Genomic DNA, 24,040 nt, shown 5'->3' with positions numbered 1-24,040 from the left:
GGTTGACAAAGTCGCCTATGAAAACGCTCGAATACGTGCCGGTGCCGGCGTTTGCGGACAACTACATCTGGCTCGTGTCCGACGGCCGTGATGCGGTCGCGGTCGACCCGGGCGAAGCCGCCCCCGTTCGCGCGTATCTGGCAAAACGAGGCTGGCGACTGAGCGCTATTTTACTCACGCACCACCATGCCGACCACGTCGGCGGAGTGGCCGACTTGTGCCGCGATGCGTCAATCGCTCCCATCCCGGTTTACGGACCTGCCGCGGAAGCCATCGCGCAAGTGACGCATTCAGTTGCGGGCGGCGATCGCGTGAGGATCGAAGCCCCCGCGCTCGAACTGACGGTGCTCGACGTGCCGGGCCATACGCGCGGACACATCGCTTACTTTCAAGCGGGCCGCGGCGAACAGGCCCCTCATGTCTTTTGCGGGGACACGCTTTTTGCTTGCGGATGCGGTCGTCTCTTCGAGGGCACGCCCTCGCAAATGCTCGCATCGTTGGATGCGCTCGCCGCGCTGCCGGGCGAGACGCAGGTCCATTGCGCGCACGAGTACACGTTGTCGAACATCCGCTTTGCGCTCGCCTGCGAACCCGGCAATGCCGAGCTCGCTGCCTGGCGCGACGAAGCCGCCGCCCGGCGCGCCCGCAACGAGCCGACGCTGCCGACGACGATCGCTCACGAGCGCGCCGTCAATCCGTTCCTGCGCGCGGACAGCCCCGAGATCCGCCGCACGCTCGCTGACGAACTGCATGAGGAGGTCGCGGATCGCCTCGCCTCGTTCACGCTGATGCGGGAGTGGAAGAACCGCTTTCGCTAAGCGCGCACGGCATCTATTCTTTTGTTGCACGCTTTGCGAAGCTGGGCGCCGGACTGTGCGCCACCGCCCGCGCCGGGCCGCGAAAATGTGTGCCAAGCCCCGGATTTGACAAGCTTTTTTACGATTTTTGGTTGACGTCGGCGGCGGGCTTTCGTACTATCGCTCGCAATTTGCAGCTTTGGAAGCCGAGACGTTCATGCGATTGATCCTAAGTGCGCTATTGGTCTTGATGCTCGCCGCCTGTGCGAGTCAAGGCCCTGCGACGAACCCCGCCACCGACGCTTCCAACCCGCAAACCCCCACCGATACACTGCGCACCGCCACCGCCAAACAAACGATCGACGTAGACAACAGCTCGGTCGAACAACTCACCACGCAGGACACGGACCTTTGGGCGCGCATTCGGCGCGGCTTTCAGATTCCTGATTTGCAGGGCGACCTCGTTGATGCACAGGTCAACTGGTACGCGCAGCGTCCGGATTACGTCCAGCGCATGACGGACCGCTCGCAGAAGTATCTCTATTACATCGTCGAGGAGCTCGAGTCGCGCAATATGCCGACGGAGCTTGCCCTCCTGCCTTTCATCGAGTCGGCGTATAACCCGCAGGCGCTGTCGGTCGCGAAGGCGGCCGGCATGTGGCAATTCGTGCCCGATACGGGCCGCACGTTCAATTTGAAGCAGAACATGTGGCAGGACGAGCGGCGCGACGTGCTCGCGTCGACGGAGGCGGCGCTCGACTATCTGTCGCGCCTGCATGACATGTTCGGCGACTGGTACCTGGCGCTAGCGGCTTACAACTGGGGCGAAGGAAACGTTCAGCGCGCCATCGCGCGGAACCAGGCGGCAGGCTTGCCGACCGACTACGCGAGCCTGCGCATGCCGAACGAGACGCGCAACTACGTGCCGAAGCTGCAAGCCGTGAAGAACATCGTGATGAATCCCCAGGTATATGGGCTTTCGTTGCCGTCGATTCCGAACCATCCCTATTTTGTCTCGGTGACGACGTCGCACGACATCGACGTCGAGGTGGCGGCCAAGCTCGCCAACCTGTCGCTCGACGAATTCCGGGCGCTCAACCCGTCGTTCAAGAAGCCCGTCATCCTTGGGGCGACGCAGCCGCAAATCCTGCTTCCGTTCGACAATGCGAGCGCCTTCGAGCGCAATCTGAAGTCGTACGACGGACAACTGTCGTCGTGGACCACTTATACGGTGACGGAGCGCACGCGTCCGGCCGCGCTCGCCGAAAAGCTCGGTGTCGATCCGGACATGCTCGTGTCCGTCAACAAGATTCCGGCGCACATGCGCCTGAAGCCGGGCTCGACGCTGCTCGTGCCGCGCGGCGATGACGACGACGAGGACATCAGCGCGGATGTCGCGGAAAGCGCCGTGCTCGCGATGGAGCCCGACGTTCCCGACACGCGCAAGATGCTGATCCGCATTCGCCGCAAGCAGTCGTTCGCCGCCGTCGCCGACCGGTATCACGTTTCGGTCGCGCAGTTGAAGGCGTGGAACAAGACGCGGCGCGACACGGCGTTGCCGGGGCAACTCATCGTGCTGCATGTGCCGGTCGGCAAGCCTATGCCGGCCGAGCCGGGCCCGCAGAGAATCGCGACGACGATTCCGGCCGACGCCCACGTCGAAAAAGTCGAGGCTCGCGCGGCGAGCACGAAGGCGGCCGTCAAGACGCCCGCGAAATCCGTGACGAGGGCGGGTTCGCGCCACGAGAAAGCGGTGGCGAGCAAGAGCCGCGGCGGCGCTGCCAAGGCGAAAGTCGCGGCTGCCGCTCCGGCCGGCAAGAGCGCTTCCGTGAAGAAAACCGCGGCGCCGCAGAAGGCGGCGGACTCGTCGAAGCCGGCTCGCAAGACGGCCAAAGCCGCGCAAGGCGGCGAAAAGGTCGCGGCCGAGGCTTCCAAGAGCAAGCAACAGTAAGCGGCAGGACTTCGGCTTCGCTTCGCTTCCTTTTAGGCAGCGCTTCAGCTTCGTTTTATACTGGCTGCAGGCACGCTGCTCGCCGCGCATGGCCGGCCTCCCGGCAAGCCGGCAACGAGCGAGCTGCCGGACTCCGCATGCCGATTGTAGGGAAGGGGCTTTCAGGCTATAATTCGAAAGTTTTGCATATTCAACCCGCACCCTAGCGCCTACCTCTCCCATCCCGTTCATCCGCCGCTCGATGCGCCGTTTGGTGTTGCCAGTGCCGGCATCGCGATCACCGCGACCGTGCCCGTGGACCGTAAGTCCCGCAAGCCGAACGAAGCGAAGCGGAATGTCGAGCGCCGCTTCGGTCGAGCGCGACAGCCACGTGGCGGATGACAGGTCGGCAACAGGGTGTTCCCCAAGGAGCTTCCCGTGTTGCCGTCTTTTCCTCCCGCTCTGCTAGCACTTGCCGACGGCACGGTCTTTCGCGGCTACTCGATCGGCGCCGCCGGCCATACGATCGGCGAGGTCGTGTTCAATACAGCCATCACGGGCTATCAGGAAATCCTGACCGACCCGAGCTACGCGCGTCAGATCGTGACGCTCACCTATCCGCACATCGGCAATGTCGGCGCCAACGGCGAGGATGTCGAGTCGACGAAGGTCCATGCGGCCGGCCTCGTCATCCGCGATTTGCCCGTGCGCGCATCGAACTTCCGCAGCGAGCGCACGCTCGTCGAATATCTGCGTGACGAGGGTGTCGTCGCCATCGCCGGCATCGACACGCGCCGCCTCACGCGCATTTTGCGAGACAAGGGCGCGCAAAACGGCTGCGTGCTGGCGGGCAGCGACGACGAGGCTCGCGCCATCGAACTCGCGCGCTCGTTCCCCGGTCTGGCCGGGATGGATCTCGCGAAGGTCGTCTCGACGACGAAGCCCTACGAATGGACGCAGACCGAGTGGCGACTCGGCAGTGGCTTCGGCGCGCAGCGCGCGCCGCGCTATCGTGTCGTCGCGTTCGACTACGGCGTCAAGCACAACATCTTGCGCATGCTCGCCGAGCGCGGCTGCCACGTGACGGTGCTCCCCGCTCAGGCGAGCGCGGCCGAGGCGCTGGCCCTCAATCCTGACGGCATTTTCCTCTCGAACGGTCCCGGCGATCCGGAGCCGTGCGACTATGCGATCGCCGCGACGAAGGAGTTCATCGAACGCGGCGTTCCGACTTTCGGCATCTGCCTGGGCCACCAGATCATGGGGCTCGCAATCGGCGCGAAGACGATGAAGATGAAGACGGGCCATCACGGCGCGAATCATCCCGTGAAGGACTTGGCCGACGGGCGCGTCGTGATCACGTCGCAAAATCATGGCTTCGCCGTCGATACCGATACGCTGCCGGCCAATGCGCGCGTGACCCACGTGTCGCTCTTCGACGGCACGCTGCAGGGTTTCGAATTAACCGACAAGCCCGCGTTCTGCTTCCAGGGCCATCCGGAAGCATCGCCGGGCCCGCACGACATCGGGTATCTGTTCGACCGCTTCACCGCGCTGATGGACGCGAAGCGGAGCAGCGCGGCCGCGTGAGCGCGATGCGTGAGGCGGCGTGCGTGGCCGGGCCACCCGTCGCGAGAGCAGAGAACCCAGGAATCCAATAGCGAGAGCGTTATGCCCAAGCGGACAGACATCAAAAGCATTCTCATCATCGGCGCGGGGCCGATCATCATCGGACAGGCGTGCGAATTCGACTACTCGGGCGCACAGGCATGCAAGGCGCTGCGCGAGGAAGGCTACAAGGTCATCCTCGTCAACAGCAATCCGGCCACGATCATGACCGACCCGAACACGGCGGACGTGACCTATATCGAGCCGATCACCTGGGAAGTGGTCGAGCGCATCATCGAAAAGGAGCGCCCCGACGCGATCCTGCCGACGATGGGCGGGCAGACGGCGCTCAACTGCGCCCTCGACCTGCATCATCACGGCGTGCTCGCCGAGTATGGCGTCGAGCTGATCGGCGCGTCGCCCGAAGCGATCGACAAGGCGGAAGACCGCCAGAAGTTCAAGGATGCGATGACGAAGATCGGGCTTGGCTCGGCGAAATCGGGCGTCGCGCATTCGATGGACGAGGCGCTCAAGGTGCAGGCCGACATCGCCGCGCAAACGGGCGGCCTCGGCTATCCCGTCGTCATTCGGCCGTCGTTCACGCTCGGCGGCTCGGGCGGCGGCATCGCCTACAACCGTCAGGAATTCGAGGAAATCTGCCGGCGCGGGCTCGACCTGTCGCCGACGCACGAGCTTCTTATCGAAGAGTCGCTGCTCGGCTGGAAAGAGTACGAAATGGAGGTCGTGCGCGATCGCCACGACAACTGCATCATCGTCTGCTCGATCGAGAACCTCGATCCGATGGGCATCCACACGGGCGATTCGATCACCATCGCGCCCGCGCAGACGCTCACCGACAAGGAATATCAGCTGCTGCGCAATGCGTCGCTCGCGGTGCTGCGGGAAATCGGCGTCGATACGGGCGGCTCGAACGTTCAGTTCGCCATCAACCCGCAAGACGGGCGCGTCATCGTCATCGAGATGAATCCGCGCGTCTCGCGCTCGTCTGCGCTCGCCTCGAAAGCGACGGGCTTTCCGATCGCGAAGGTGGCGGCGAAGCTCGCCGTCGGCTACACGCTCGACGAGCTCAAGAACGAGATCACGGGCGGTCAGACGCCAGCCTCGTTCGAGCCGACGATCGACTATGTCGTGACCAAAGTGCCGCGCTTCGCGTTCGAAAAATTCCGTGAAGCGGACTCCCATCTGACGACGCAGATGAAATCGGTCGGCGAGGTGATGGCGATCGGCCGCACGTTCCAGGAGTCGTTCCAGAAGGCGCTGCGCGGCCTCGAAGTCGGCGTCGACGGCCTCGACGAAAAGACGACGAACCACGACGAGATCGTGCGCGAGATCGGCGAGCCGGGACCCGACCGCATTTGGTATGTCGGCGACGCGTTCCGCATCGGCATGACGGTCGATGAAGTGTTCGAAGAGACCGCAATCGACCCTTGGTTCCTGGCGCAGATCGAGGAAATCGTGCGCAAGGAGAAAGCGCTCGCGGGCCGCTCGCTCGAAAGCGTGACGAAAGACGAGCTGCGCTTCCTGAAGCAAAGCGGCTTTTCGGATCGCCGTCTTGCGAAACTGCTCGGCGCGGCGCCGGCCGACGTGCGGCGCCGCCGCATCGAGCTCGACGTGCGTCCCGTGTACAAGCGGGTCGATACCTGCGCGGCCGAATTCGCGACGAAAACGGCCTACATGTACTCGACCTATGAGGAGGAGTGCGAAGCACAACCCACCTCGAACAAGAAGATCATGGTGCTCGGCGGCGGGCCGAACCGGATCGGGCAGGGCATCGAGTTCGACTACTGCTGTGTCCATGCCGCGCTCGCGATGCGCGAGGACGGCTACGAGACCATCATGGTCAATTGCAACCCCGAGACGGTGTCGACGGACTACGACACGTCTGATCGCCTTTACTTCGAGCCGTTGACGCTCGAAGACGTGCTCGAGATCGTCGACAAGGAAAAGCCGCTCGGCGTGATCGTCCAGTACGGCGGTCAGACGCCGCTCAAGCTCGCGCTCGACCTGGAGGCGAACGGCGTGCCGATCATCGGGACGTCGCCCGACATGATCGACGCCGCGGAGGATCGCGAACGCTTCCAGAAGCTCTTGAATGACCTGCAACTGCGCCAGCCGCCCAACCGGACGGCGCGCACCGAGGACGAAGCGCTCGCGCTCGCCGACGAGATCGGCTATCCGCTCGTCGTGCGGCCGTCCTACGTGCTCGGCGGACGCGCAATGGAGATCGTGCACGAGCCGCGCGATCTCGAGCGTTACATGCGCGAGGCCGTGAAAGTTTCGAACGATTCCCCCGTGCTGCTCGACCGCTTCCTCAATGATGCGATCGAATGCGACGTCGACTGCATTTCCGACGGCGAAGCTGTTTTCATCGGCGGAGTGATGGAGCACATCGAGCAGGCCGGCGTTCACTCGGGCGATTCGGCGTGCTCGCTGCCGCCTTACTCGCTCTCCCGGGAGACCGTCGCCGAGTTGAAGCGTCAGACGGCCGCGATGGCGCGCGCGCTGAGCGTCGTCGGCCTCATGAACGTGCAGTTCGCGATCCAGCAGGCGAGAGCGGCCGACGGGTCGATCGAGGACATCATCTACGTGCTGGAGGTGAATCCGCGCGCCTCGCGCACGGTGCCGTACGTGTCGAAGGCAACGGGCCTTGCGTTGGCGAAGATCGCCGCGCGGACGATGGTCGGGCAGACGCTCGAGCAGCAGGGCGTGACGAAGGAAGTCGAGCCGCCGTACTTCAGCGTGAAAGAAGCCGTGTTCCCGTTCGTCAAGTTCCCTGCGGTGGACCCGGTGCTCGGCCCCGAGATGCGCTCGACGGGCGAAGTGATGGGCGTCGGCAAGACGTTCGGCGAGGCGCTCTTCAAGTCGCAGCTCGCCGCCGGCTCGCGCCTGCCCGAATCGGGCACGGTATTGCTCACGGTCATGGATGCGGACAAGCCGAAGGCGGTCGAAGTCGCGCGCATGCTGCACGAGCTGGGCTACCCGCTCGTGGCGACGAAGGGGACGGCCGCGGCGATCGCGGCGGCGGGCGTGCCGGTCAAGGTCGTCAACAAGGTCAAGGATGGCCGGCCGCATATCGTCGACATGATCAAGAACGGCGACATCGCGCTCGTCTTCACGACCGTCGACGAAACGCGCGCGGCCATCGCCGATTCGCGCTCGATCCGCATGAGCGCGCAGGCGAACAAGGTCACGTACTACACGACGATGTCGGGCGCGCGCGCGGCCGTCGAAGGCCTGCGCTATCTCAAAAACCTCGAGGTCTACGATTTACAAGGGCTACACGCTCGCCTAAACTAGTCCTTCGATTACTCATATGAGCGGGGTCGAATCAGGGCCCCCGATGCCGCGGTTAAGCGGCGTCCCCTCCGGTGGCGATTGGCGCCTGACGGGATGCACTTAACCGCGGTGCTTTTTTATTGCCGTTTTTTGCTTACTGACCTGTCTATGAGCACCATTCCACTGACGAAGCGGGGCGCCGATCAATTGCGCGACGAACTGCAGCGGCTGAAGTCGGTCGAGCGTCCGTCGGTCATCCATTCGATCGCCGAGGCGCGCGCGCAAGGAGACCTGTCCGAAAACGCCGAATACGACGCGGCCAAGGAAAAACAGGGATTCATCGAGGGACGAATCGCCGAAATTGAATCGAAACTCGCGGCGGCGCAGGTGATCGACCCGACGTTGCTCGACGCCGATGGTCGAGTCGTTTTCGGCTCCACCGTGCAGCTCGAAGACCTCGATTCGGGCGATATCGTGACGTACCAGATCGTCGGCGACGATGAGGCCGACATCGATCATGGGCTGATTTCGATCAGCTCGCCGATCGCGCGCGCGCTGATCGGCAAGTCCGACGGCGACGTCGCCGTAGTGCAGGCGCCCGGCGGCGTCCGCGAGTACGAAATCATTTCCGTCCGTTACGTCTGACGAGCGCTCGACGTGTCCGTCGCTCCGTACCCCATTTTCAGGCTGCTGATCGTGATTTGGGTCGGCAGTCTGCTCACGATCGGCTATGCTGCCGCGCCGACGTTGTTTACGACGCTCGATCGTATCGCCGCCGGCACGGTCGCGGCCAAGCTGTTCCGGATCGAGGCGTTCGTCGGCGTGTTCTGCGGCGTATTGTCGCTGGCGCTCGGCAATCTGCTCGTGCGCCGCGGCGCAACGGGCTACCGCCCGCTGCGCTGGCTGTTGGCGGCGATGCTCGCGTGCGTGCTCATCGGCTACTTCGCGCTGCAGCCGTTCATGGAAGCCATGAGGCAGGCGGCGCTCGGTGCCGGCGTCGACGTAGGGCATTCGGCCTACGCCGCGCGTTTTGGGCTACTGCACGGCGTTTCGACCGTCATTTACCTCATCGAAAGCCTGCTGGGTCTCGTGCTCGTCTGGAAGTTGCCGGCCGGCGAGCCGCCGGCCATGGCGAGCGTTACTTGACCGACTGGTGCTGACGCTTCGCGCTGGTTTGGCGTTTTTTGGCGCGCTTGATCGTTCCGCCCGCGGTGACACGCTCGTTGCCCCGCACGAGAACTGTCTGCGGCTTCGGGCGCCGGGTCGGGTTGTCGCTTTGCTTGACCACTTTGACGAGGCGTGGCGCCGCGCCGCGCGTGGCTTTCGTGGTGCCTTGGGGCTCTTTGGCTCCGGCTGCCTCGCCGGCGCTCGGCATGGCCGTCGGGCGTTTCGCGCGGCCCGTGCCGGCCGGTTGCGCCTTTCGGGCGCCGCGTTCGGCCACGGCGGCCGGTTTCCAGACGACGAGCAGCTTGCCGATATGCTGAATCGGCGCGGCGTCGAGCTCGTCGCAGATGCGCTCGTAGATGGAGGCCCGTTCTTCGCGCTCATCGCCGAACACGCGGATCTTGATGAGCTGATGGGCGGCGAGGTGGACCTTGATTTCGGCCAGCACAGCCTCGGTCAGCCCCTCGGCCCCGATCAAGACGACCGGCTTGAGAGCGTGCGCCTGGGCGCGCAGTTCGGCGCGTTGCGCGGGAGAAACTTTGAGGGCTGGCATAGGGAAAAGTGGGGAGATCGGCAAGTCGACTAAAATGTGGGCGGCGGCACACGCTCCGCGAAGAGCGTGCATGCCGAGCCGGCAAAACGCGTATTATCCGCCAAAAGCCCCCCGCCGCGACGCCGTACGCAGTAACTCTTTCTTTTAGATGGCAAAAAACCGCTTCAACCAGTCGTGGCTGCACGACCATATCAACGATCCTTACGTCAAGCTTGCGCAGCGCGAGGGCTATCGCGCCCGCGCAGCCTACAAGCTCAAGGAAATCGACGAGCAGGACAAGCTGATTCGACCGGGCCAGATCATCGTCGATCTCGGCGCCGCCCCCGGCAGCTGGAGTCAGTACGTGCGCAACAAGCTGGCTCAGGGCATGCGTCGCGACGTGGTGCGCGAGGGCGGGATCGACGGCACGATCATCGCGCTCGACATGTTGCCGATGGAGCCGATCGCCGATGTCCACTTCATCCAGGGCGATTTTCGCGAGGACAGCGTGCTTGCCGAGCTGGAAGAGGTGGTCGCGGGGCGTCGCGTGGACCTTGTAATTTCGGACATGGCGCCCAATCTCTCGGGTGTGGCCATGGCTGACGCCGCCCGGATCGAGCATGTCTGCGACCTCGCGCTCGAATTCGCGCAGCGGCATCTGAAGCCCGAAGGGGCGTTGCTCGTCAAATGCTTTCACGGCAGCGGGTACAGTCAGATCGTCGAGAAATTCAAGCGTCAGTTCAAAACGGTCGCCGCGCGCAAGCCCAAGGCCTCGCGCGACAAATCGTCGGAGACTTTCATCCTGGGTAAGATTTTGAAACATATCGACTGACTGAACCGGCCCGTGCTGCCCCGCGGGCGATTCCCAGGGGCATTGCCCGGTAGACCGCGAATGACTCGGCCTGCCGACGAAGAGAGACCCACACGTTCTTTCTCGCGAAATGTGTAACAAGCGCGCAAAAATTGCCTTGACGCGCACAAAAACGGCTATTTTCGCGGTAGAGAAACGTTATGGCAGGGGTCTGCGGACTGGATTAGAATGCTTTGGTGGCGCCGCAAGGCAAATGTAGGCGCGCCCGTCATAGTGAAGGAGTGGTGCTTTGAACAACAATATGTTTTCGAAGGCAGCAGTGTGGCTCGTGATCGCACTGGTGCTGTTCACGGTGTTCAAGCAGTTCGACAAGCCCCGTGTGCAGGAAGGCGTCTCGTACTCGCAGTTCATGACAGACGCGAAGGACGGCAAGATCAAGAGTGTCGTCGTCCAGGGGCGGAACCTCACGGTCACTCCCGCAGACGGTCAGAAATATCAGATCGTATCGCCGGGTGACATCTGGATGGTCGGCGATCTGATGAAGTACGGCGTCCAGGTGAGCGGCAAGGCCGACGAAGAACCGAGCCCGATCGTCTCCGCGCTCTATTACCTCGGGCCGACGATACTGATCATCGGCTTCTGGTTCTACATGATGAGGCAGATGCAGGGAGGCGGCAAAGGCGGTGCATTCTCGTTCGGGAAGTCGCGTGCGCGCCTCATCGACGAGAACAACAACGCAATCAATTTCACCGATGTAGCCGGCTGTGACGAAGCGAAGGAGGAGGTCTCCGAACTCGTCGATTTCCTGCGCGATCCGCAAAAGTTCCAGAAGCTCGGCGGCCGCATTCCGCGCGGCGTGCTGCTCGTCGGCCCGCCGGGTACCGGTAAGACGCTGCTCGCGCGCGCCATTGCCGGCGAGGCGAAAGTGCCGTTCTTCAGCATTTCGGGTTCCGACTTCGTCGAGATGTTCGTCGGCGTCGGTGCCGCGCGCGTGCGAGATATGTTCGAGCAGGCGAAAAAGCATGCCCCTTGCATCGTGTTCATCGACGAAATCGATGCGGTCGGCCGCCATCGCGGCGCCGGCATGGGCGGCGGCAACGACGAGCGCGAGCAGACGCTGAACCAGATGCTCGTGGAGATGGACGGCTTCGAGGCGAATTCGGGCGTCATCGTGATCGCGGCGACGAACCGCTCGGACGTGCTCGACAAGGCGCTGCTGCGCCCGGGCCGTTTCGACCGCCAGGTCTACGTCGGTCTGCCCGATATTCGCGGTCGCGAGCAGATCATGAAGGTCCACCTGCGCAAGGTGCCGATCGCCAACGACGTCGACGCGGCCGTCATCGCGCGCGGCACGCCGGGCTTTTCGGGTGCCGATCTCGCGAACCTCGTCAACGAGGCGGCGCTGTTCGCGGCGCGGCGCGGCAAGCGCATCGTGGAGATGCAGGACTTCGAAGACGCGAAGGACAAGATCTTCATGGGGCCGGAGCGCAAGTCGGCCGTCATCCGTGAAGAAGCGAAACGCGCGACCGCCTATCACGAAGCGGGCCACGCGGTGGTGGCGAAGTTGCTGCCGAAGTCGGACCCGGTCCACAAGGTTACGATCATTCCGCGCGGTCGCGCATTGGGCGTCACCTGGCAGTTGCCCGAGCATGACAACGAGACTTACTCGAAGGATTACCTGCTCGACCGTCTGGCGATCCTGTTCGGCGGACGCGTTGCCGAGGAGCTGTTCCTGAACCTCATCAGCACCGGTGCGTCGGACGACTTCAATAAGGCGACGCAGACGGCGCGTGCGATGGTCACGCGATTCGGGATGACCGACGCGCTCGGGCCGATGGTCTACGCCGACGACGACAACGACGCGTCTCCGTTCGGTCGGGGCTTCACGCGCGCGATCTCCGAGGCGACGCAGCAGAAGGTGGACTCCGAGATTCGCCGCGTGCTCGACGAGCAATACAAGCTCGCTCGGCGCCTCCTCGAGGAGAACCGCGACAAGGTCGAAGCGATGACGGCGGCGCTGATGGAGTGGGAGACGATCGATGCCGATCAGATCAACGACATCATGGCCGGCCGGGCGCCTCGCTCGCCGAAGAGCGTAGCGCCGGACGCATCGTCGTCGGGCGGCAGCGGCAGTCCCGGCCCCGAGGTGAAGCCGGGCAGCGCGACCGCACCGGCGTAAGGTCGGCGGCGACGAGACGACGGGCCGGTGCGACACTTCGCACCGGCCCGTTTTTGTTGATGATGCGGTGCCGGCGTGTAGGCCGCTTCGCGTGTCTCTTTCTTTCCTCGATCTTCGTGTCCAGTTCCGATCTTTCCCGACGCTCCATCCCTGAACCGTTGCAGTGCGGGCGTCATACGCTGACGTTCGAGCGCCCGTTGGTGATGGGTATCCTCAATGTCACGCCCGACTCGTTTTCCGACGGCGGCCGATATGCCGCGCGCGACGATGCGCTGCGCCAGGCCGAGACCATGGTGCGTGAAGGCGCGGATATCCTCGACATCGGCGGCGAATCGACGCGCCCCGGCGCTCCCCCCGTTTCGCTCGAGGAGGAACTCGCGCGCGTCATCCCGATCGTCGAGGCGCTCCGTGGCGCGGGCGTGCCGCTCTCCGTCGATACCTACAAGCCCGAGGTGATGCGTGCCGCACTTTCGGCGGGCGCGGACCTCATCAACGACGTCTGGGGTTTCCGTCGGCCCGGTGCGATCGACGCAGTGCGCGACAGCCAGTGCGGGCTTTGCGTCATGCATATGCTCGGCGAGCCGCAGACGATGCAGCGCGGCAAGCCCGAATATGAGGACGTCGTCGCCGATGTCCGAGCGTTTCTGACCGAGCGCGTCGAAACGCTGATGCGTGAAGGGGTGAGCCGCAACCGGATCAGCGTCGATCCGGGCTTCGGCTTCGGCAAATCGACGATCGAGCACAACTATGCGCTGCTTGCGCATCTAGCGGAGACGGCGCCGCGCGTGCCGGCCGGCGTCGCGCCGTATCCGATCCTGGCGGGAATGTCGCGCAAATCGATGTTCGGCAAGGTGACGGGGCGGTCTACGCCGCGAGAAAACGTCGCCGCCAGCGTCGCGGGTGCCGTTTTGGCGGCCGAGCGGGGCGCCGCGATCATTCGCGTGCACGACGTGGCAGAGACCGTCGATGCGCTGAAGGTCTGGAAAGCGGTCCGCGACGCGGCCTGAGAGGCGTCGCGGACGGACTGGAATGCTCTTCCGAGCGGAAGAGGGTGATATCAAAGAACGAACGAGGAAATAAGACAATGGCACGACGTTATTTCGGTACCGATGGGGTTCGCGGCAAAGTCGGCGAGGCGCCTATCACGCCGGAGTTCGTGTTGCGGTTGGGTTATGCGGCGGGCAAGGTGCTGGCCGGCGCCGATCGCTGGGTGAAGGCCGGCTCGCGCCCGACGGTGCTGATCGGCAAGGACACGCGCGTCTCGGGCTATATGCTCGAAGCGGCGCTCGAAGCCGGTTTCTCGGCGGCCGGCGTGGACGTGATGCTGGCCGGACCGATGCCGACGCCCGGCGTCGCGTACCTGACGCGCGCGTTGCGGCTCGCGGCGGGCGTCGTCATCAGCGCTTCGCACAATCCGTACTACGACAACGGCATCAAGTTTTTCAGCGCCGACGGCAACAAATTGCCCGACGACGTCGAGCTGCTGATCGAAAAGCAACTCGAGGCGCCGCTCGAATGCGCGCCGTCCGAGCGACTCGGCAAGGCACGGCGGCTCGACGATGCAGCGGGGCGTTACATCGAGTTCTGCAAAAGCACGTTTCCCGCGGCATTCGACTTGCACGGGCTCAAGCTTGTCGTCGATTGCGCTCACGGCGCGGCTTACCATATCGCTCCGCACGTCTTTCATGAGCTCGGCGCCGACGTCATCTCGATCGGTGTCGCGCCGAACGGATTCAACATCAACGACGGCGTCGGCGCGACGGCGCCCGAGGCGCTCGAGCGGGCGGTGCAGGCGAACCACGCCGATCTCGGTATCGCGCTCGACGGGGATGCCGACCGGCTCCAGATCGTCGATGCCGCGGGGCGCCTCTACAACGGCGACGAGCTCTTGTACGTGCTGGTCAAGGACCGGATCGCGACTGACGGGAAGGTGCCGGGCGCCGTCGGCACGCTGATGACCAACATGGCCGTCGAGGTTGCGCTCGAGCGGGAAGGCGTGGAATTCGTGCGCGCCCCGGTCGGCGACCGCTATGTCCTCGAACATTTGCGCGAGCGCGGCTGGCAGCTGGGGGCGGAAGGTTCGGGCCACATTCTGTCGCTCGACCGTCACTCGACGGGCGACGGTATCGTCTCGGGATTGCTCGTACTCGCCGCGATCAAGCGCAGCGGATCGACGCTCGCCGAACTGCTCAAGGATGTGGCACTGTTTCCGCAGCAGCTCATCAACGTGCGGATGCGCCCGGGTGCGGACTGGAAGCGCAGTGAAGCCATTGCACGGGCCGTGGCCGACGCAGAGCGGGCGCTCGATGGCAACGGGAGGGTACTGATCCGCGCGTCGGGGACGGAGCCGGTGTTGCGCGTGATGGTCGAGGCGCGGCAAAGCGAGCACGCCGTTCGCTGCGCGCGGGAAATCGCGCGCGTCGTCGAGCAGGAAACCGCTTGACGATCGGCCGTCGCTCCGACCCTTTGTCATATTCGAATGGGGTTCTTTGCACCGCAATTGCGCGCAAACTCGTCTTACCTATCGGTAAGTTGTACGAATTTCGCCTAAAATCGAGCCTTTGCGCCCTTTCGCGGTCAACTTTCTGTCACATGACTGTCACAATAGCGCCCTAATCTTCGCGGTGTCGAAACCACTCGACCACACCACTGGGGGTTATTCCATGAAATTGATGCAGACTGCGTTCGCCGGCGTGACCGCGGCGCTTCTCGCGATCTCCGCGCAAGCCGCTGACATCACTGGCGCGGGCAGCACGTTCGCCGCACCGCTTTACACGAAGTGGGCTGATGCCTACGCGAAGTCGGGCGGCGGCAAAATCAACTATCAAGGTATCGGTTCGTCTGGCGGCATCAAGCAGATCGAAGCGAAGACGGTCGATTTCGCAGGCTCGGACATGCCCCTCAAGGATGACGAGCTCGCCAAGCAAGGTCTCTTTCAGTTCCCGACGGTCGTGGGCGGCGTCGTGCCGGCGATCAACCTGCCGGGCATCAAGGCGGGCGAGCTCACGCTGTCGGGCCCGGTCCTTGCCGACATCTATCTGAACAAAATCACCAAGTGGAACGACCCGCAGATCGCCGCGCTGAATCCGGGCGTCAAGCTGCCTGACACGGCGATCGCCGTTGTCCGCCGCGCGGACGGCTCGGGTACGTCGTTCATCTGGACGAACTACCTCTCGAAGGTCAGCGACGAATGGAAGACGAAGGTCGGCGAAGGCACGACGGTCAACTGGCCGACGGGTACCGGCGGCAAGGGTAACGACGGCGTCGCGGCCTTCGTGCAGCGTTTGCCGGGCGCGATTGGTTATGTCGAGTGGGCCTACGTGAAGCAAAATCACATGGTCTACACGAAGATGAAGAACGAGGCGGGCACGGTCGTCACGCCGGATACGGACACGTTCAAGGCCGCTGCGGCAAGCGCCGAGTGGAAGAAGTCGTTCTACCAGATCCTGACGAACGAGCCGGGTAAGAATGCGTGGCCGATCGTCGGCGCGACGTTCGTGCTGCTGCACAAGACGCAGGACAAGCCCGCGCAAGGCGCCGAGACGCTCAAGTTCTTCGGCTGGAGCTTCAAGAACGGCAGCGATGCCGTGACGAGCCTCGATTACATCCCGCTGCCGGAATCGGTGACGTCGGAAATCGAGACGCAGTGGAAGTCGAATGTGAAGGATGCCTCGGGCAAGCCGGTGGCTGAGTAAGTCAACGGGTAGAGGATCGACCCGGCAAGGCGCTGTCGCCTTGCCGGGTATCGTCATCGGATGCGCGACTCGAGCGCATCAACAGGAAACGGGATACATGTCCGACATCCAACTCAATTCGATGACGCCCCCGGGTGGCGAACGCGCGCAGCGTGCGCCGAGCCGCGTCGGCGACTTCATCTTCGAAAACATTGCCTGGTTATCGGCGATCGTTACATTGCTGCTGCTCGGCGGCATCATCGTTTCGCTGATCGTCGCTTCGCTGCCGACGATCCACAAGTTCGGACTCGCTTTTCTCTGGACCTCGGACTGGGATCCGCCCAGCGACGTCTACGGCGCGCTCGTTCCCGTCTACGGGACGCTCGCGACCTCGATCATTGCGCTCATCATCGCGGTGCCCGTCAGCTTCGGCATCGCGCTCTTCCTGACGGAACTTTCGCCGGCATGGCTGCGCCGTCCCCTCGGCATCGCTATCGAGCTTCTCGCCGCGATCCCTTCGATCGTCTATGGCATGTGGGGCCTGCTCGTCTTTTCGCCGATCTTCGCGCAGTTCATTGAAGCGCCCCTCGGCAAAGTGCTCGGACCCATCCCGGTGTTCGGCGCGCTGTTCCAGGGGCCGCCGATCGGCATCGGCATTCTCTGCGCCGGTGTCATCCTGGCCATCATGATCATTCCGTACATCGCATCGGTGATGCGTGACGTTTTCGAGGTCACGCCCGTGCTGCTCAAGGAGTCGGCCTACGGGATCGGTTGCACGACCTGGGAAGTCATGTGGAAGATCGTGCTGCCGTTCACGAAGACCGGCGTCATCGGCGGAATCATGCTCGGCCTCGGACGCGCGCTCGGCGAGACGATGGCCGTCACGTTCGTGATCGGCAATACGAACCTGCTCAACAATGTGTCGCTGTTTTCGCCCGGCAACAGCATCACGTCCGCGCTCGCGAACGAATTCGCCGAGGCGGGGCCGGGTCTGCATACGTCCGCGCTGATGGAGCTCGGTCTTATTCTCTTCATCATCACCTTCATCGTGCTGGCGATTTCGAAACTGATGTTGCAGCGCCTCGAGAAAAACGAGGGGGCCAAATGAACCAACCCGCTCGTCAGATGCCGGGCACGGCAAGCCCCGAAGTTCTGCAGGCGACGCGCGACCGGCTGCAGCGTCGCCGTCGCCGCGTCAATGCGTTTGCGCTGACGCTCTCGCTCGCGGCGATGGCGTTCGGGCTGCTTTGGCTCGTCTGGATCCTCTATACGACGTTGACGCTCGGCGTCGGCGGCTTGTCGGTCCAGCTCTTCACGCAATCGACGCCGCCGCCCAACACCGACGGTGGCGGTCTCGCCAACGCGATTGTCGGCAGCCTGATGCTCGTGGGCGTCGCGACGCTCGTGGGCACGCCGATCGGCGTGCTGGCCGGCGTCTATCTGGCCGAGTACGGTCAGAAGGGATGGCTGGCACGCGTGACGCGCTTCATCAACGACATTCTGTTGTCGGCGCCGTCGATCGTCGTGGGCCTGTTCGTCTATGCGCTCGTCGTCGCGCAGATGGGGCACTTTTCGGGCTGGGCCGGTGCGATCGCGCTCGCGCTGCTCGAGATTCCGATCGTGATTCGTACGACCGAGAACATGCTGCGGCTCGTGCCCAATGCGCTGCGCGAAGCAGCGTTCGCGCTCGGTGTGCCGAAGTGGCGAATGATCTCCTCGGTCACCCTGAAGGCGTCGATGGCCGGGGTGGTGACGGGCGTGCTGCTTGCAGTGGCGCGGATCGCCGGTGAGACGGCCCCGCTGCTCTTTACCGCGCTGTCGAATCAGTTCTTTTCGCTCGACATGGGGCAGCCGGTTGCGAACCTGCCCGTCACGATCTTCAAGTTCGCAATGAGTCCGTTCGCGCAGTGGCAATCGCTCGCGTGGGCGGGCGTCTTCATCATTACGCTCGGCGTGCTCGGATTGAACATCCTGGCGCGCGCGATGTTCGGCAAGAAGTAACCGCGGAGCGAAACTATGAATATGGCAGAGAGTCACCTCAAGCAGTCGATCGAACGTCCGGCCGCCCCGGCCGGTTTCGATCCCGCACAAGGCGGATCGGCGCTCGCTCCCGTCAGGCCCAAGATCGAAATTCGCAACTTGAATTTCTATTACGGCAAGTACCACGCCCTCAAGAACATCAACATGCAGATTCCCGAGGGGAAGGTGACGGCGTTCATCGGCCCGTCGGGCTGCGGCAAGTCGACGCTCCTGCGGACATTCAACAAGATGTTCGCGCTCTATCCCGAGCAACGCGCCGTGGGCGAGATCATGATGGACGGCGAGAACCTTCTCACCTCGAAGCGCGACATCTCGCTGTTGCGGGCGCGCGTTGGGATGGTGTTCCAGAAGCCGACGCCGTTTCCGATGTCGATCTACGACAACATCGCCTTCGGCGTGAAAATGTTCGAATCGCTCTCCCGCTCGGAGATGGACGACCGTGTGGAATGGGCGCTGACGAAGGCCGCGCTCTGGACCGAAGTGAAAGACAAGCTCGGCCAAAGCGGCTACGGCCTCTCGGGCGGTCAGCAGCAGCGTCTTTGCATCGCGCGCGGAATCGCGATCCGTCCTGAAGTGCTGTTGCTCGACGAGCCGTGCTCGGCGCTCGATCCGATCTCGACGGGGCGCGTCGAAGAGCTGATCGCCGAGCTCAAGAACGAGTATACGGTCGTCATCGTCACGCACAACATGCAGCAGGCCGCGCGCTGTTCCGATTACACCGGGTACATGTATCTCGGCGAACTGATCGAGTTCGGCGATACGGAAAAAATCTTCATCAAGCCGGTCCGCAAGGAAACCGAGGATTACATCACCGGCCGCTTCGGCTGATGAACAGAGTAGGAGGCAAACATGTCCGATAAGCACCTCTCCAGTCAGTTCGATGCCGATCTGAATTTGATCTCGTCGAAAGTGCTCGAAATGGGCGGCCTAGTCGAGGCGCAGATCACGCGCGCCATGGAGGCGCTCAACGCGTTGGACGCGGCTATCGCCGATCAGGTGATCACGGTGGAAGACACGGTCAACCAGATGGAAGTGGCGATCGACGAGGAGTGCAGCAACATCATCGCGCGCCGTCAGCCGGCTGCTCGCGATCTGCGCCTTCTGCTCGCGATCTCGAAGACGATCACGAACCTCGAGCGCGCCGGCGACGAAGCCGAGAAGATCGCCAAGCGCGTGAAGCGCGTCATGGAAGACGGCGCCTCGCGCACGCTGAACATCGCCGAGATCAAAATTTCAGGCGACATGGCCGTGTCGATTCTGCGCCGCGCGCTCGATGCGTTCGCGCGCCTCGATACGGCTGCCGCCGCTCAGATCGTGCGCGACGACAAGGCGATCGACGAGGAGTTTCGCGCATTCGTCCGCAAGCTCGTGACGTACATGATGGAAGATCCGCGCACGATCTCCGCCGGGCTCGAGTTTCTCACCATCGCCAAGGCAATCGAGCGAATCGGCGACCACGCGAAGAACATCGCCGAATTCATTATCTACATCGTGAAGGGCACGGACGTGCGCCACAAATCGCGCGACGCGCTCGAGCGCGAAGCGCTTAGTTAACGTGTCAAGAGGTGACGATGCCGAGCAGCATTCTGATCATCGAAGATGAGCCCGCTATCTCCGAACTGATTTCGATCAACTTGCAGCACGCAGGCCATTGCCCGATCCGCGCCTACAACGCGGAACAGGCGCAGTCGCTGATCAGCGACGTGCTACCCGATCTCATCCTGCTCGACTGGATGCTGCCCGGCAAGTCTGGTATCGCGTTCGCGCGAGATCTGCGCAACAACGAACGCACGAAGCACATTCCGATCATCATGCTGACGGCGCGCGGCGACGAACAGGACAAGGTGCTAGGCCTCGAAATCGGCGCCGACGACTATGTCACGAAGCCGTTCTCGCCGAAGGAACTGATGGCGCGCATCAAGGCCGTGCTGCGCCGCCGGGCACCTCAGCTCACGGAGGACGTCGTCGCCATCAACGGCCTCAAGCTCGATCCGGCGACGCATCGTGTCGCGGCTCATGCGGACGGCAATGAGATTAAGCTCGATCTCGGACCGACCGAGTTCCGGCTGCTGCATTTCTTCATGACACACCCGGAACGCGTGCACAGTCGCACGCAATTGCTCGATCAGGTTTGGGGCGATCACGTCTTCGTCGAGGAGCGCACGGTCGATGTCCATATCAAGCGCCTGCGTGCCGCGCTGAAGCCGGCCGGATGCGATGCTATGATCGAGACGGTGCGCGGCAGCGGATATCGGCTGGCCAAGACCGCCTGATTCCCAGGCCCCCGAGTTCCCTCCTTCTTCTTCGCCGTGGAAAAACGTGGTGGCATAAACATCATCTGGGCGCGCTCGATCGTCTCGCTCGTGCTGCTGGCGCTCGTTTGCGCCGCCATCGCAGCATTCGCGGGCGCCAAGGCCGCGCTCGTCTTCGGCGCCATCGCGCTTGTCGCGCAGAGCCTTTTCTCGACCTATCACACCGAACGCCTCTGGCAGCTGCTCGATGCGCCCGTGTACGGTCAGGTTCCCAGCGCGCCTGGTGTGTGGGGCGAGATCTACTATCGGCTGCACAAGCTCGCCAAGCGCTGGCATGCGCAGGTGCGGCAGGTCGAGCAGCAGCACTCGCGGTTCATTCAGGCGATTCAGGCTTCGCCTAACGGCGTCGTCATGCTCGACGATCACGATCAGATCGAATGGTGCAACGCAATCGCCGAGCAGCATTTCGGCCTCGACGCGAAACGCGATTTGCGGCAGCACGTCACGCACATCGTCCGCCATCCGGACTTCGTCCACTACCTGAATTCACATCGGTACGACGAGACGCTCATGATGCGCGGCATGGGCGAGAAACGTCAGAACACGCTTTCGGTCCAGGTGTTTCCGTATGGAGAAAATCGCAAGCTCGTGCTGTCGGACGACATCACTGAGCTTGAACGGACCGATTCGATGCGGCGCGACTTCGTCGCGAATGTCTCGCACGAGTTGAAGACGCCACTGACCGTGCTCTCGGGCTTTCTGGAAACGCTGCGCGAGATACCGCTCGAGGAAGACGATCGCGCGCGCTATCTGGAGCTGATGGAACAGCAGGCGGCGAGGATGCGACATATAGTCGACGATCTGCTCGTGCTCGCGAAGCTCGAAGGCGACATCAAATCTCCGGGCGAGCAGCCCATCGATATGGGCGCGGTGCTGCGGCATCTGCAAGACGACGCGATGACCCTTTCGGCCGGCCGTCACAAGCTCGCATTCGACGTCGACGAGACGCTGACCGTGACCGGCGCGGAAACGGAGATCTTGAGCGCGCTCGGCAATCTGGTCACGAACGCCGTGCGCTATACGCCGGACGGCGGATCGATCAAGGTCGAATGGCGGCTATTCAGCGATCGTGCGGCGTTTTCCGTGAGCGATACCGGTTTCGGCATTCCGGCGGCCGACATCCCGCGGCTCACGGAGCGCTTCTACCGCGTCGATCGAAGCCGCTCGCGCGATACGGGCGGCACTGGGCTCGGCCTCGCGATCGTCAAACACGTGCTGCAACGGCACGATGCCATCCTCGACGTGAAAAGCGAGGAGGGCCGCGGCAGCACGTTCACCGTCCGCTTCCCGCCGCAGCGCAGCGTGCGGCGACAGACCATTCACGCGTAGCAAGCGCTAGCAACCGAACTTCGTGAGCAGGCTCGCCTGTGCGTTGCGCGAAGTCTTGCCGGGACGCGAGCGCCGATAGTGTCCGTCACTTTGCATGATCCACGCCGCTTGATTGTCCCCGAGGAACGCTGACAACCCTTCCGCGATCACGCGGCGCTTCAGACGCCGATCTTTGATCGGGAACGCGACTTCCACACGCCGGAAGAAATTGCGGTCCATCCAGTCGGCGCTCGAGAGATAGACCTTTTCGTCGCCGCTCGCGAAGAAGTAAAAGATGCGGTGATGCTCGAGGAAGCGCCCGACGATCGAACGCACGGTGATGTTGTCCGACAGTCCCGCGACGCCCGGCTGCAACGAGCAGACGCCGCGCACGATCAGATCGATCTTGACGCCTGCCTGCGAGGCTTCGTAGAGCTCCGCGATGACGGTCGGCTCGAGCAGCGCGTTCATCTTCGCGACGATGCGTGCCTTCTTGCCCGCGCGCGCATTTTCGCTTTCGGCGCGAATCGCGTCGATGAGCTTCGGATGCAGCGTGAACGGCGACTGCCACAGCTCGTGCAGCTTGAGCTCGCCGCCGATGCCTGTCAGCTGCTGAAAGACGTGGTGCACGTCTTCGCAGATGATTTGATCGGACGTCATCAGGCCGAAGTCCGAGTAGAGCCGCGCCGTGCGCGGGTGATAGTTGCCCGTGCCCAGATGCGCGTAGCGCTTGAGCACCGATTTACCGTTCTCGGTGACGCGGCGCACGATCAGCATCATCTTCGCGTGGCACTTATGGCCGACCACGCCGTAGACCACATGGGCGCCAACGGCTTCGAGTTGCGAGGCCCAGTTGATGTTGGTCTCTTCGTCGAATCGCGCGAGCAGCTCGACGACGACCGTCACTTCCTTGCCATTTCGCGCCGCCTGCATCAGCGCGTTCATGAGCGGGGAATCGGTGCCCGTGCGATAGATCGTCTGCTTGATCGCGACGACGCTCGGATCCTGAGCGGCCTGCAGCAGCAGCTCGAGCACCGGCTGAAAGCTTTCGTACGGATGATGCAGCAGGACATCGCCCTGATCGATCGCATCGAAAAGATTCGCCGTCTTCACGAGCCGGTCGGGCGTTGCGGGCACGTGGGGGACGAACTTGAGATCGGGACGGTCCACCATCTCCGGCAACGGCATGAGCCGCACGAGATTGACCGGCCCGTCGACGCGATAGCAATCCTTCTCCGAGAGGCCGCTCTCGTCGAGCAGACGCCGCACGATATGAGCCGGCGTCTCTGCCGAAACCTCGAGGCGCACCGCGTCGCCGAGGTGGCGCGCCGGCAGCTCGCCTTGCAACGCGACGCGCAGGTTCGTGATCTCGTCCTCGTCGACGAAGAGCTCGCTGTTGCGCGTGATGCGAAATTGATTGCAGCTGCGTACGATGAGATTCGGGAACAGCTCGTTGACGAAGCGCTGCATGAGCGAGCTCAGCAGGACGAAGCCATAAGTGAAGCCCGAAAGCGCTTTCGGCATCTGCACGAGCCGCGGCAGTGCGCGCGGCGCCTGGACGATGCCCATGACGGCCTGGCGACCGAAGGCGTCCTTCCCTTCGAGTTCCACGACGAAGTTGAGGCTCTTGTTGAGCACGCGCGGGAATGGGTGCGCGGGGTCGAGGCCGATCGGCGTGAGCACCGGCAAAAGCTCGTTGGCGAAATACCGGCGCGCCCACTGCGTCTGTTCGTCGGTCCAGCTGTCGGTGCCGTGAAAATAGATGCCTTCTTCCTCGAGGGCGGGCAGCACGGTTTCGTGCAGGAGCCGGTATTGCCGGTGCACGAGCTTTTGTGCACGCTCGACCACGAGATCGTAGCAGTGCTGGAGCGACATGCCGTCGGGCGCGAGCGAACCGGGATTGTCCTGCATCTGCTCCTGCAGTCCCGCCATCCGGATTTCGAAGAACTCGTCGAGATTGCTGCTCGTGATGCAGATGAAGCGAAGGCGTTCGAGCAGCGGCACGGACGGATCCGCCGCCTGCGCGAGCACGCGTTCATTGAAACCCAGAATGCCCAACTCGCGGTTGAGCAGAGGATAACGCAACGACATCGGCAAGGACGAATGCGAAGGGTCGGAGGGCGATATGAACGGACGCTCGGAAATTCTCACAATTGGGTGTCGCTTCGATGAATGGTTATTGTCACGAATTTTACGGGTAACTGATCTAATTTTGAGATAGCTGCACGAAGAAGTTCATGCGCTTGACACGAATCGCGACGGTTTTCCCTGCGCGCGCTTATCGGAGGCCCCCGCTCTATGCGTAAAATGGCGACTTTGAACCGCGTCGTGGAATCGCCGGCCCGAGCTCGGGACGAGACGGCGTACTCGCGCACGAAATCGTTTTCATCC

19 protein-coding genes are annotated in these 24,040 nt (G+C 63.3%); 17 read left to right on the top strand and 2 right to left on the bottom strand.

What is annotated here, in order from left to right:
* Positions 1–17: 17 nt before the first annotated feature.
* The 6 genes from gloB to C9I57_RS11430 all read left to right on the top strand — a co-directional run bounded on the left by gloB (position 18) and on the right by C9I57_RS11430 (position 8,775).
* The gene (gene gloB / locus C9I57_RS11455) at positions 18–818 is read left to right on the top strand and encodes a hydroxyacylglutathione hydrolase (RefSeq protein WP_107150799.1); all 801 of its coding nucleotides are present in this window, start codon (positions 18–20) and stop codon (positions 816–818) included.
* A gap of 196 nt (positions 819–1,014) precedes the next feature.
* Positions 1,015–2,748 (top strand): transglycosylase SLT domain-containing protein, encoded by a 1,734-nt coding sequence (locus tag C9I57_RS11450; protein WP_107150798.1) that lies wholly within the window; start codon positions 1,015–1,017, stop codon positions 2,746–2,748.
* A 417-nt stretch (positions 2,749–3,165) separates the two neighbouring features.
* Positions 3,166–4,314, top strand: coding sequence for a glutamine-hydrolyzing carbamoyl-phosphate synthase small subunit (gene carA, locus C9I57_RS11445; RefSeq protein ID WP_107150797.1), 1,149 nt, complete (start codon positions 3,166–3,168; stop codon positions 4,312–4,314).
* Positions 4,315–4,395: 81 nt separating this feature from the next.
* The gene (gene carB, locus C9I57_RS11440; protein WP_107150796.1) at positions 4,396–7,650 is read left to right on the top strand and encodes a carbamoyl-phosphate synthase large subunit; all 3,255 of its coding nucleotides are present in this window, start codon (positions 4,396–4,398) and stop codon (positions 7,648–7,650) included.
* A 147-nt stretch (positions 7,651–7,797) separates the two neighbouring features.
* Positions 7,798–8,274 (top strand): transcription elongation factor GreA, encoded by a 477-nt coding sequence (greA, locus tag C9I57_RS11435; RefSeq protein ID WP_107150795.1) that lies wholly within the window; start codon positions 7,798–7,800, stop codon positions 8,272–8,274.
* 12 nt (positions 8,275–8,286) lie between these two features.
* Entirely contained in the window at positions 8,287–8,775 is a 489-nt protein-coding gene (locus tag C9I57_RS11430) for a DUF4149 domain-containing protein (RefSeq protein ID WP_181321800.1), read from the top strand.
* On the opposite strand, the gene C9I57_RS11425 is transcribed toward C9I57_RS11430, so the two are convergent.
* Positions 8,768–9,346, bottom strand: a complete 579-nt coding sequence (locus C9I57_RS11425) for a YhbY family RNA-binding protein (protein ID WP_107150794.1) — start codon at positions 9,344–9,346, stop codon at positions 8,768–8,770. The genes C9I57_RS11430 and C9I57_RS11425 overlap by 8 nt on opposite strands.
* 148 nt (positions 9,347–9,494) lie before the next feature.
* Between C9I57_RS11425 and C9I57_RS11420 the strand changes: the two genes are divergently transcribed.
* The 11 genes from C9I57_RS11420 (at position 9,495) to phoR (ending at position 21,670) form a co-directional block, all read left to right on the top strand.
* Positions 9,495–10,157 (top strand): RlmE family RNA methyltransferase, encoded by a 663-nt coding sequence (locus C9I57_RS11420; protein ID WP_107150793.1) that lies wholly within the window; start codon positions 9,495–9,497, stop codon positions 10,155–10,157.
* A 268-nt stretch (positions 10,158–10,425) separates the two neighbouring features.
* Positions 10,426–12,315: an ATP-dependent zinc metalloprotease FtsH gene (ftsH, locus tag C9I57_RS11415; protein ID WP_026229675.1), complete on the top strand. Its 1,890-nt coding sequence runs from the start codon at positions 10,426–10,428 to the stop codon at positions 12,313–12,315.
* Positions 12,316–12,431: 116 nt separating this feature from the next.
* A complete protein-coding gene (gene folP / locus C9I57_RS11410) occupies positions 12,432–13,322 on the top strand; it encodes a dihydropteroate synthase (protein ID WP_107151052.1) in 891 nt (296 codons plus the stop codon).
* 77 nt (positions 13,323–13,399) lie between these two features.
* Positions 13,400–14,758 (top strand): phosphoglucosamine mutase, encoded by a 1,359-nt coding sequence (glmM, locus tag C9I57_RS11405; RefSeq protein WP_107150792.1) that lies wholly within the window; start codon positions 13,400–13,402, stop codon positions 14,756–14,758.
* Positions 14,759–14,978: 220 nt separating this feature from the next.
* Complete coding sequence (pstS, locus tag C9I57_RS11400; RefSeq protein ID WP_107150791.1) at positions 14,979–16,010, top strand: phosphate ABC transporter substrate-binding protein PstS; 1,032 nt, start codon at positions 14,979–14,981, stop codon at positions 16,008–16,010.
* A gap of 97 nt (positions 16,011–16,107) precedes the next feature.
* Positions 16,108–17,097, top strand: coding sequence for a phosphate ABC transporter permease PstC (pstC, locus tag C9I57_RS11395; RefSeq protein ID WP_107150790.1), 990 nt, complete (start codon positions 16,108–16,110; stop codon positions 17,095–17,097).
* Positions 17,094–17,990, top strand: coding sequence for a phosphate ABC transporter permease PstA (pstA, locus tag C9I57_RS11390; RefSeq protein ID WP_107150789.1), 897 nt, complete (start codon positions 17,094–17,096; stop codon positions 17,988–17,990). Before pstC ends, pstA begins: the two co-directional genes overlap by 4 nt.
* Positions 17,991–18,005: 15 nt before the next feature.
* Positions 18,006–18,857, top strand: a complete 852-nt coding sequence (pstB, locus tag C9I57_RS11385) for a phosphate ABC transporter ATP-binding protein PstB (protein ID WP_107150788.1) — start codon at positions 18,006–18,008, stop codon at positions 18,855–18,857.
* Positions 18,858–18,878: 21 nt separating this feature from the next.
* Positions 18,879–19,583, top strand: a complete 705-nt coding sequence (gene phoU, locus C9I57_RS11380; RefSeq protein WP_107150787.1) for a phosphate signaling complex protein PhoU — start codon at positions 18,879–18,881, stop codon at positions 19,581–19,583.
* Positions 19,584–19,600: 17 nt separating this feature from the next.
* Positions 19,601–20,302 (top strand): phosphate regulon transcriptional regulator PhoB, encoded by a 702-nt coding sequence (phoB, locus tag C9I57_RS11375; RefSeq protein WP_026229673.1) that lies wholly within the window; start codon positions 19,601–19,603, stop codon positions 20,300–20,302.
* A 54-nt stretch (positions 20,303–20,356) separates the two neighbouring features.
* A complete protein-coding gene (gene phoR / locus C9I57_RS11370; protein WP_107151051.1) occupies positions 20,357–21,670 on the top strand; it encodes a phosphate regulon sensor histidine kinase PhoR in 1,314 nt (437 codons plus the stop codon).
* 6 nt (positions 21,671–21,676) lie between these two features.
* Here phoR and ppk1 read toward each other — a convergent pair whose 3' ends face one another.
* Positions 21,677–23,740, bottom strand: a complete 2,064-nt coding sequence (gene ppk1 / locus C9I57_RS11365; RefSeq protein WP_107150786.1) for a polyphosphate kinase 1 — start codon at positions 23,738–23,740, stop codon at positions 21,677–21,679.
* Positions 23,741–24,040: the final 300 nt, after the last annotated feature.

It is taken from the genome of Trinickia symbiotica, from assembly GCF_003028655.1.
Taxonomy (GTDB): Bacteria; Pseudomonadota; Gammaproteobacteria; order Burkholderiales; family Burkholderiaceae; genus Trinickia; species Trinickia symbiotica_A.
This window is presented reverse-complemented; position numbering and strand designations above follow the sequence as displayed.

Coding starts and splice junctions, on each gene's coding strand:
- gloB (WP_107150799.1), top strand. CDS start 18: ATGAAAACGCTCGAATACGTGCCGGTGCCGGCGTTTGCGGACAACTAC.
- C9I57_RS11450 (WP_107150798.1), top strand. CDS start 1,015: ATGCGATTGATCCTAAGTGCGCTATTGGTCTTGATGCTCGCCGCCTGT.
- carB (WP_107150796.1), top strand. CDS start 4,396: ATGCCCAAGCGGACAGACATCAAAAGCATTCTCATCATCGGCGCGGGG.
- greA (WP_107150795.1), top strand. CDS start 7,798: ATGAGCACCATTCCACTGACGAAGCGGGGCGCCGATCAATTGCGCGAC.
- C9I57_RS11425 (WP_107150794.1), bottom strand. CDS start 9,346: ATGCCAGCCCTCAAAGTTTCTCCCGCGCAACGCGCCGAACTGCGCGCC.
- C9I57_RS11420 (WP_107150793.1), top strand. CDS start 9,495: ATGGCAAAAAACCGCTTCAACCAGTCGTGGCTGCACGACCATATCAAC.
- glmM (WP_107150792.1), top strand. CDS start 13,400: ATGGCACGACGTTATTTCGGTACCGATGGGGTTCGCGGCAAAGTCGGC.
- pstS (WP_107150791.1), top strand. CDS start 14,979: ATGAAATTGATGCAGACTGCGTTCGCCGGCGTGACCGCGGCGCTTCTC.
- pstC (WP_107150790.1), top strand. CDS start 16,108: ATGTCCGACATCCAACTCAATTCGATGACGCCCCCGGGTGGCGAACGC.
- pstA (WP_107150789.1), top strand. CDS start 17,094: ATGAACCAACCCGCTCGTCAGATGCCGGGCACGGCAAGCCCCGAAGTT.
- pstB (WP_107150788.1), top strand. CDS start 18,006: ATGAATATGGCAGAGAGTCACCTCAAGCAGTCGATCGAACGTCCGGCC.
- phoU (WP_107150787.1), top strand. CDS start 18,879: ATGTCCGATAAGCACCTCTCCAGTCAGTTCGATGCCGATCTGAATTTG.
- phoB (WP_026229673.1), top strand. CDS start 19,601: ATGCCGAGCAGCATTCTGATCATCGAAGATGAGCCCGCTATCTCCGAA.
- ppk1 (WP_107150786.1), bottom strand. CDS start 23,740: ATGTCGTTGCGTTATCCTCTGCTCAACCGCGAGTTGGGCATTCTGGGT.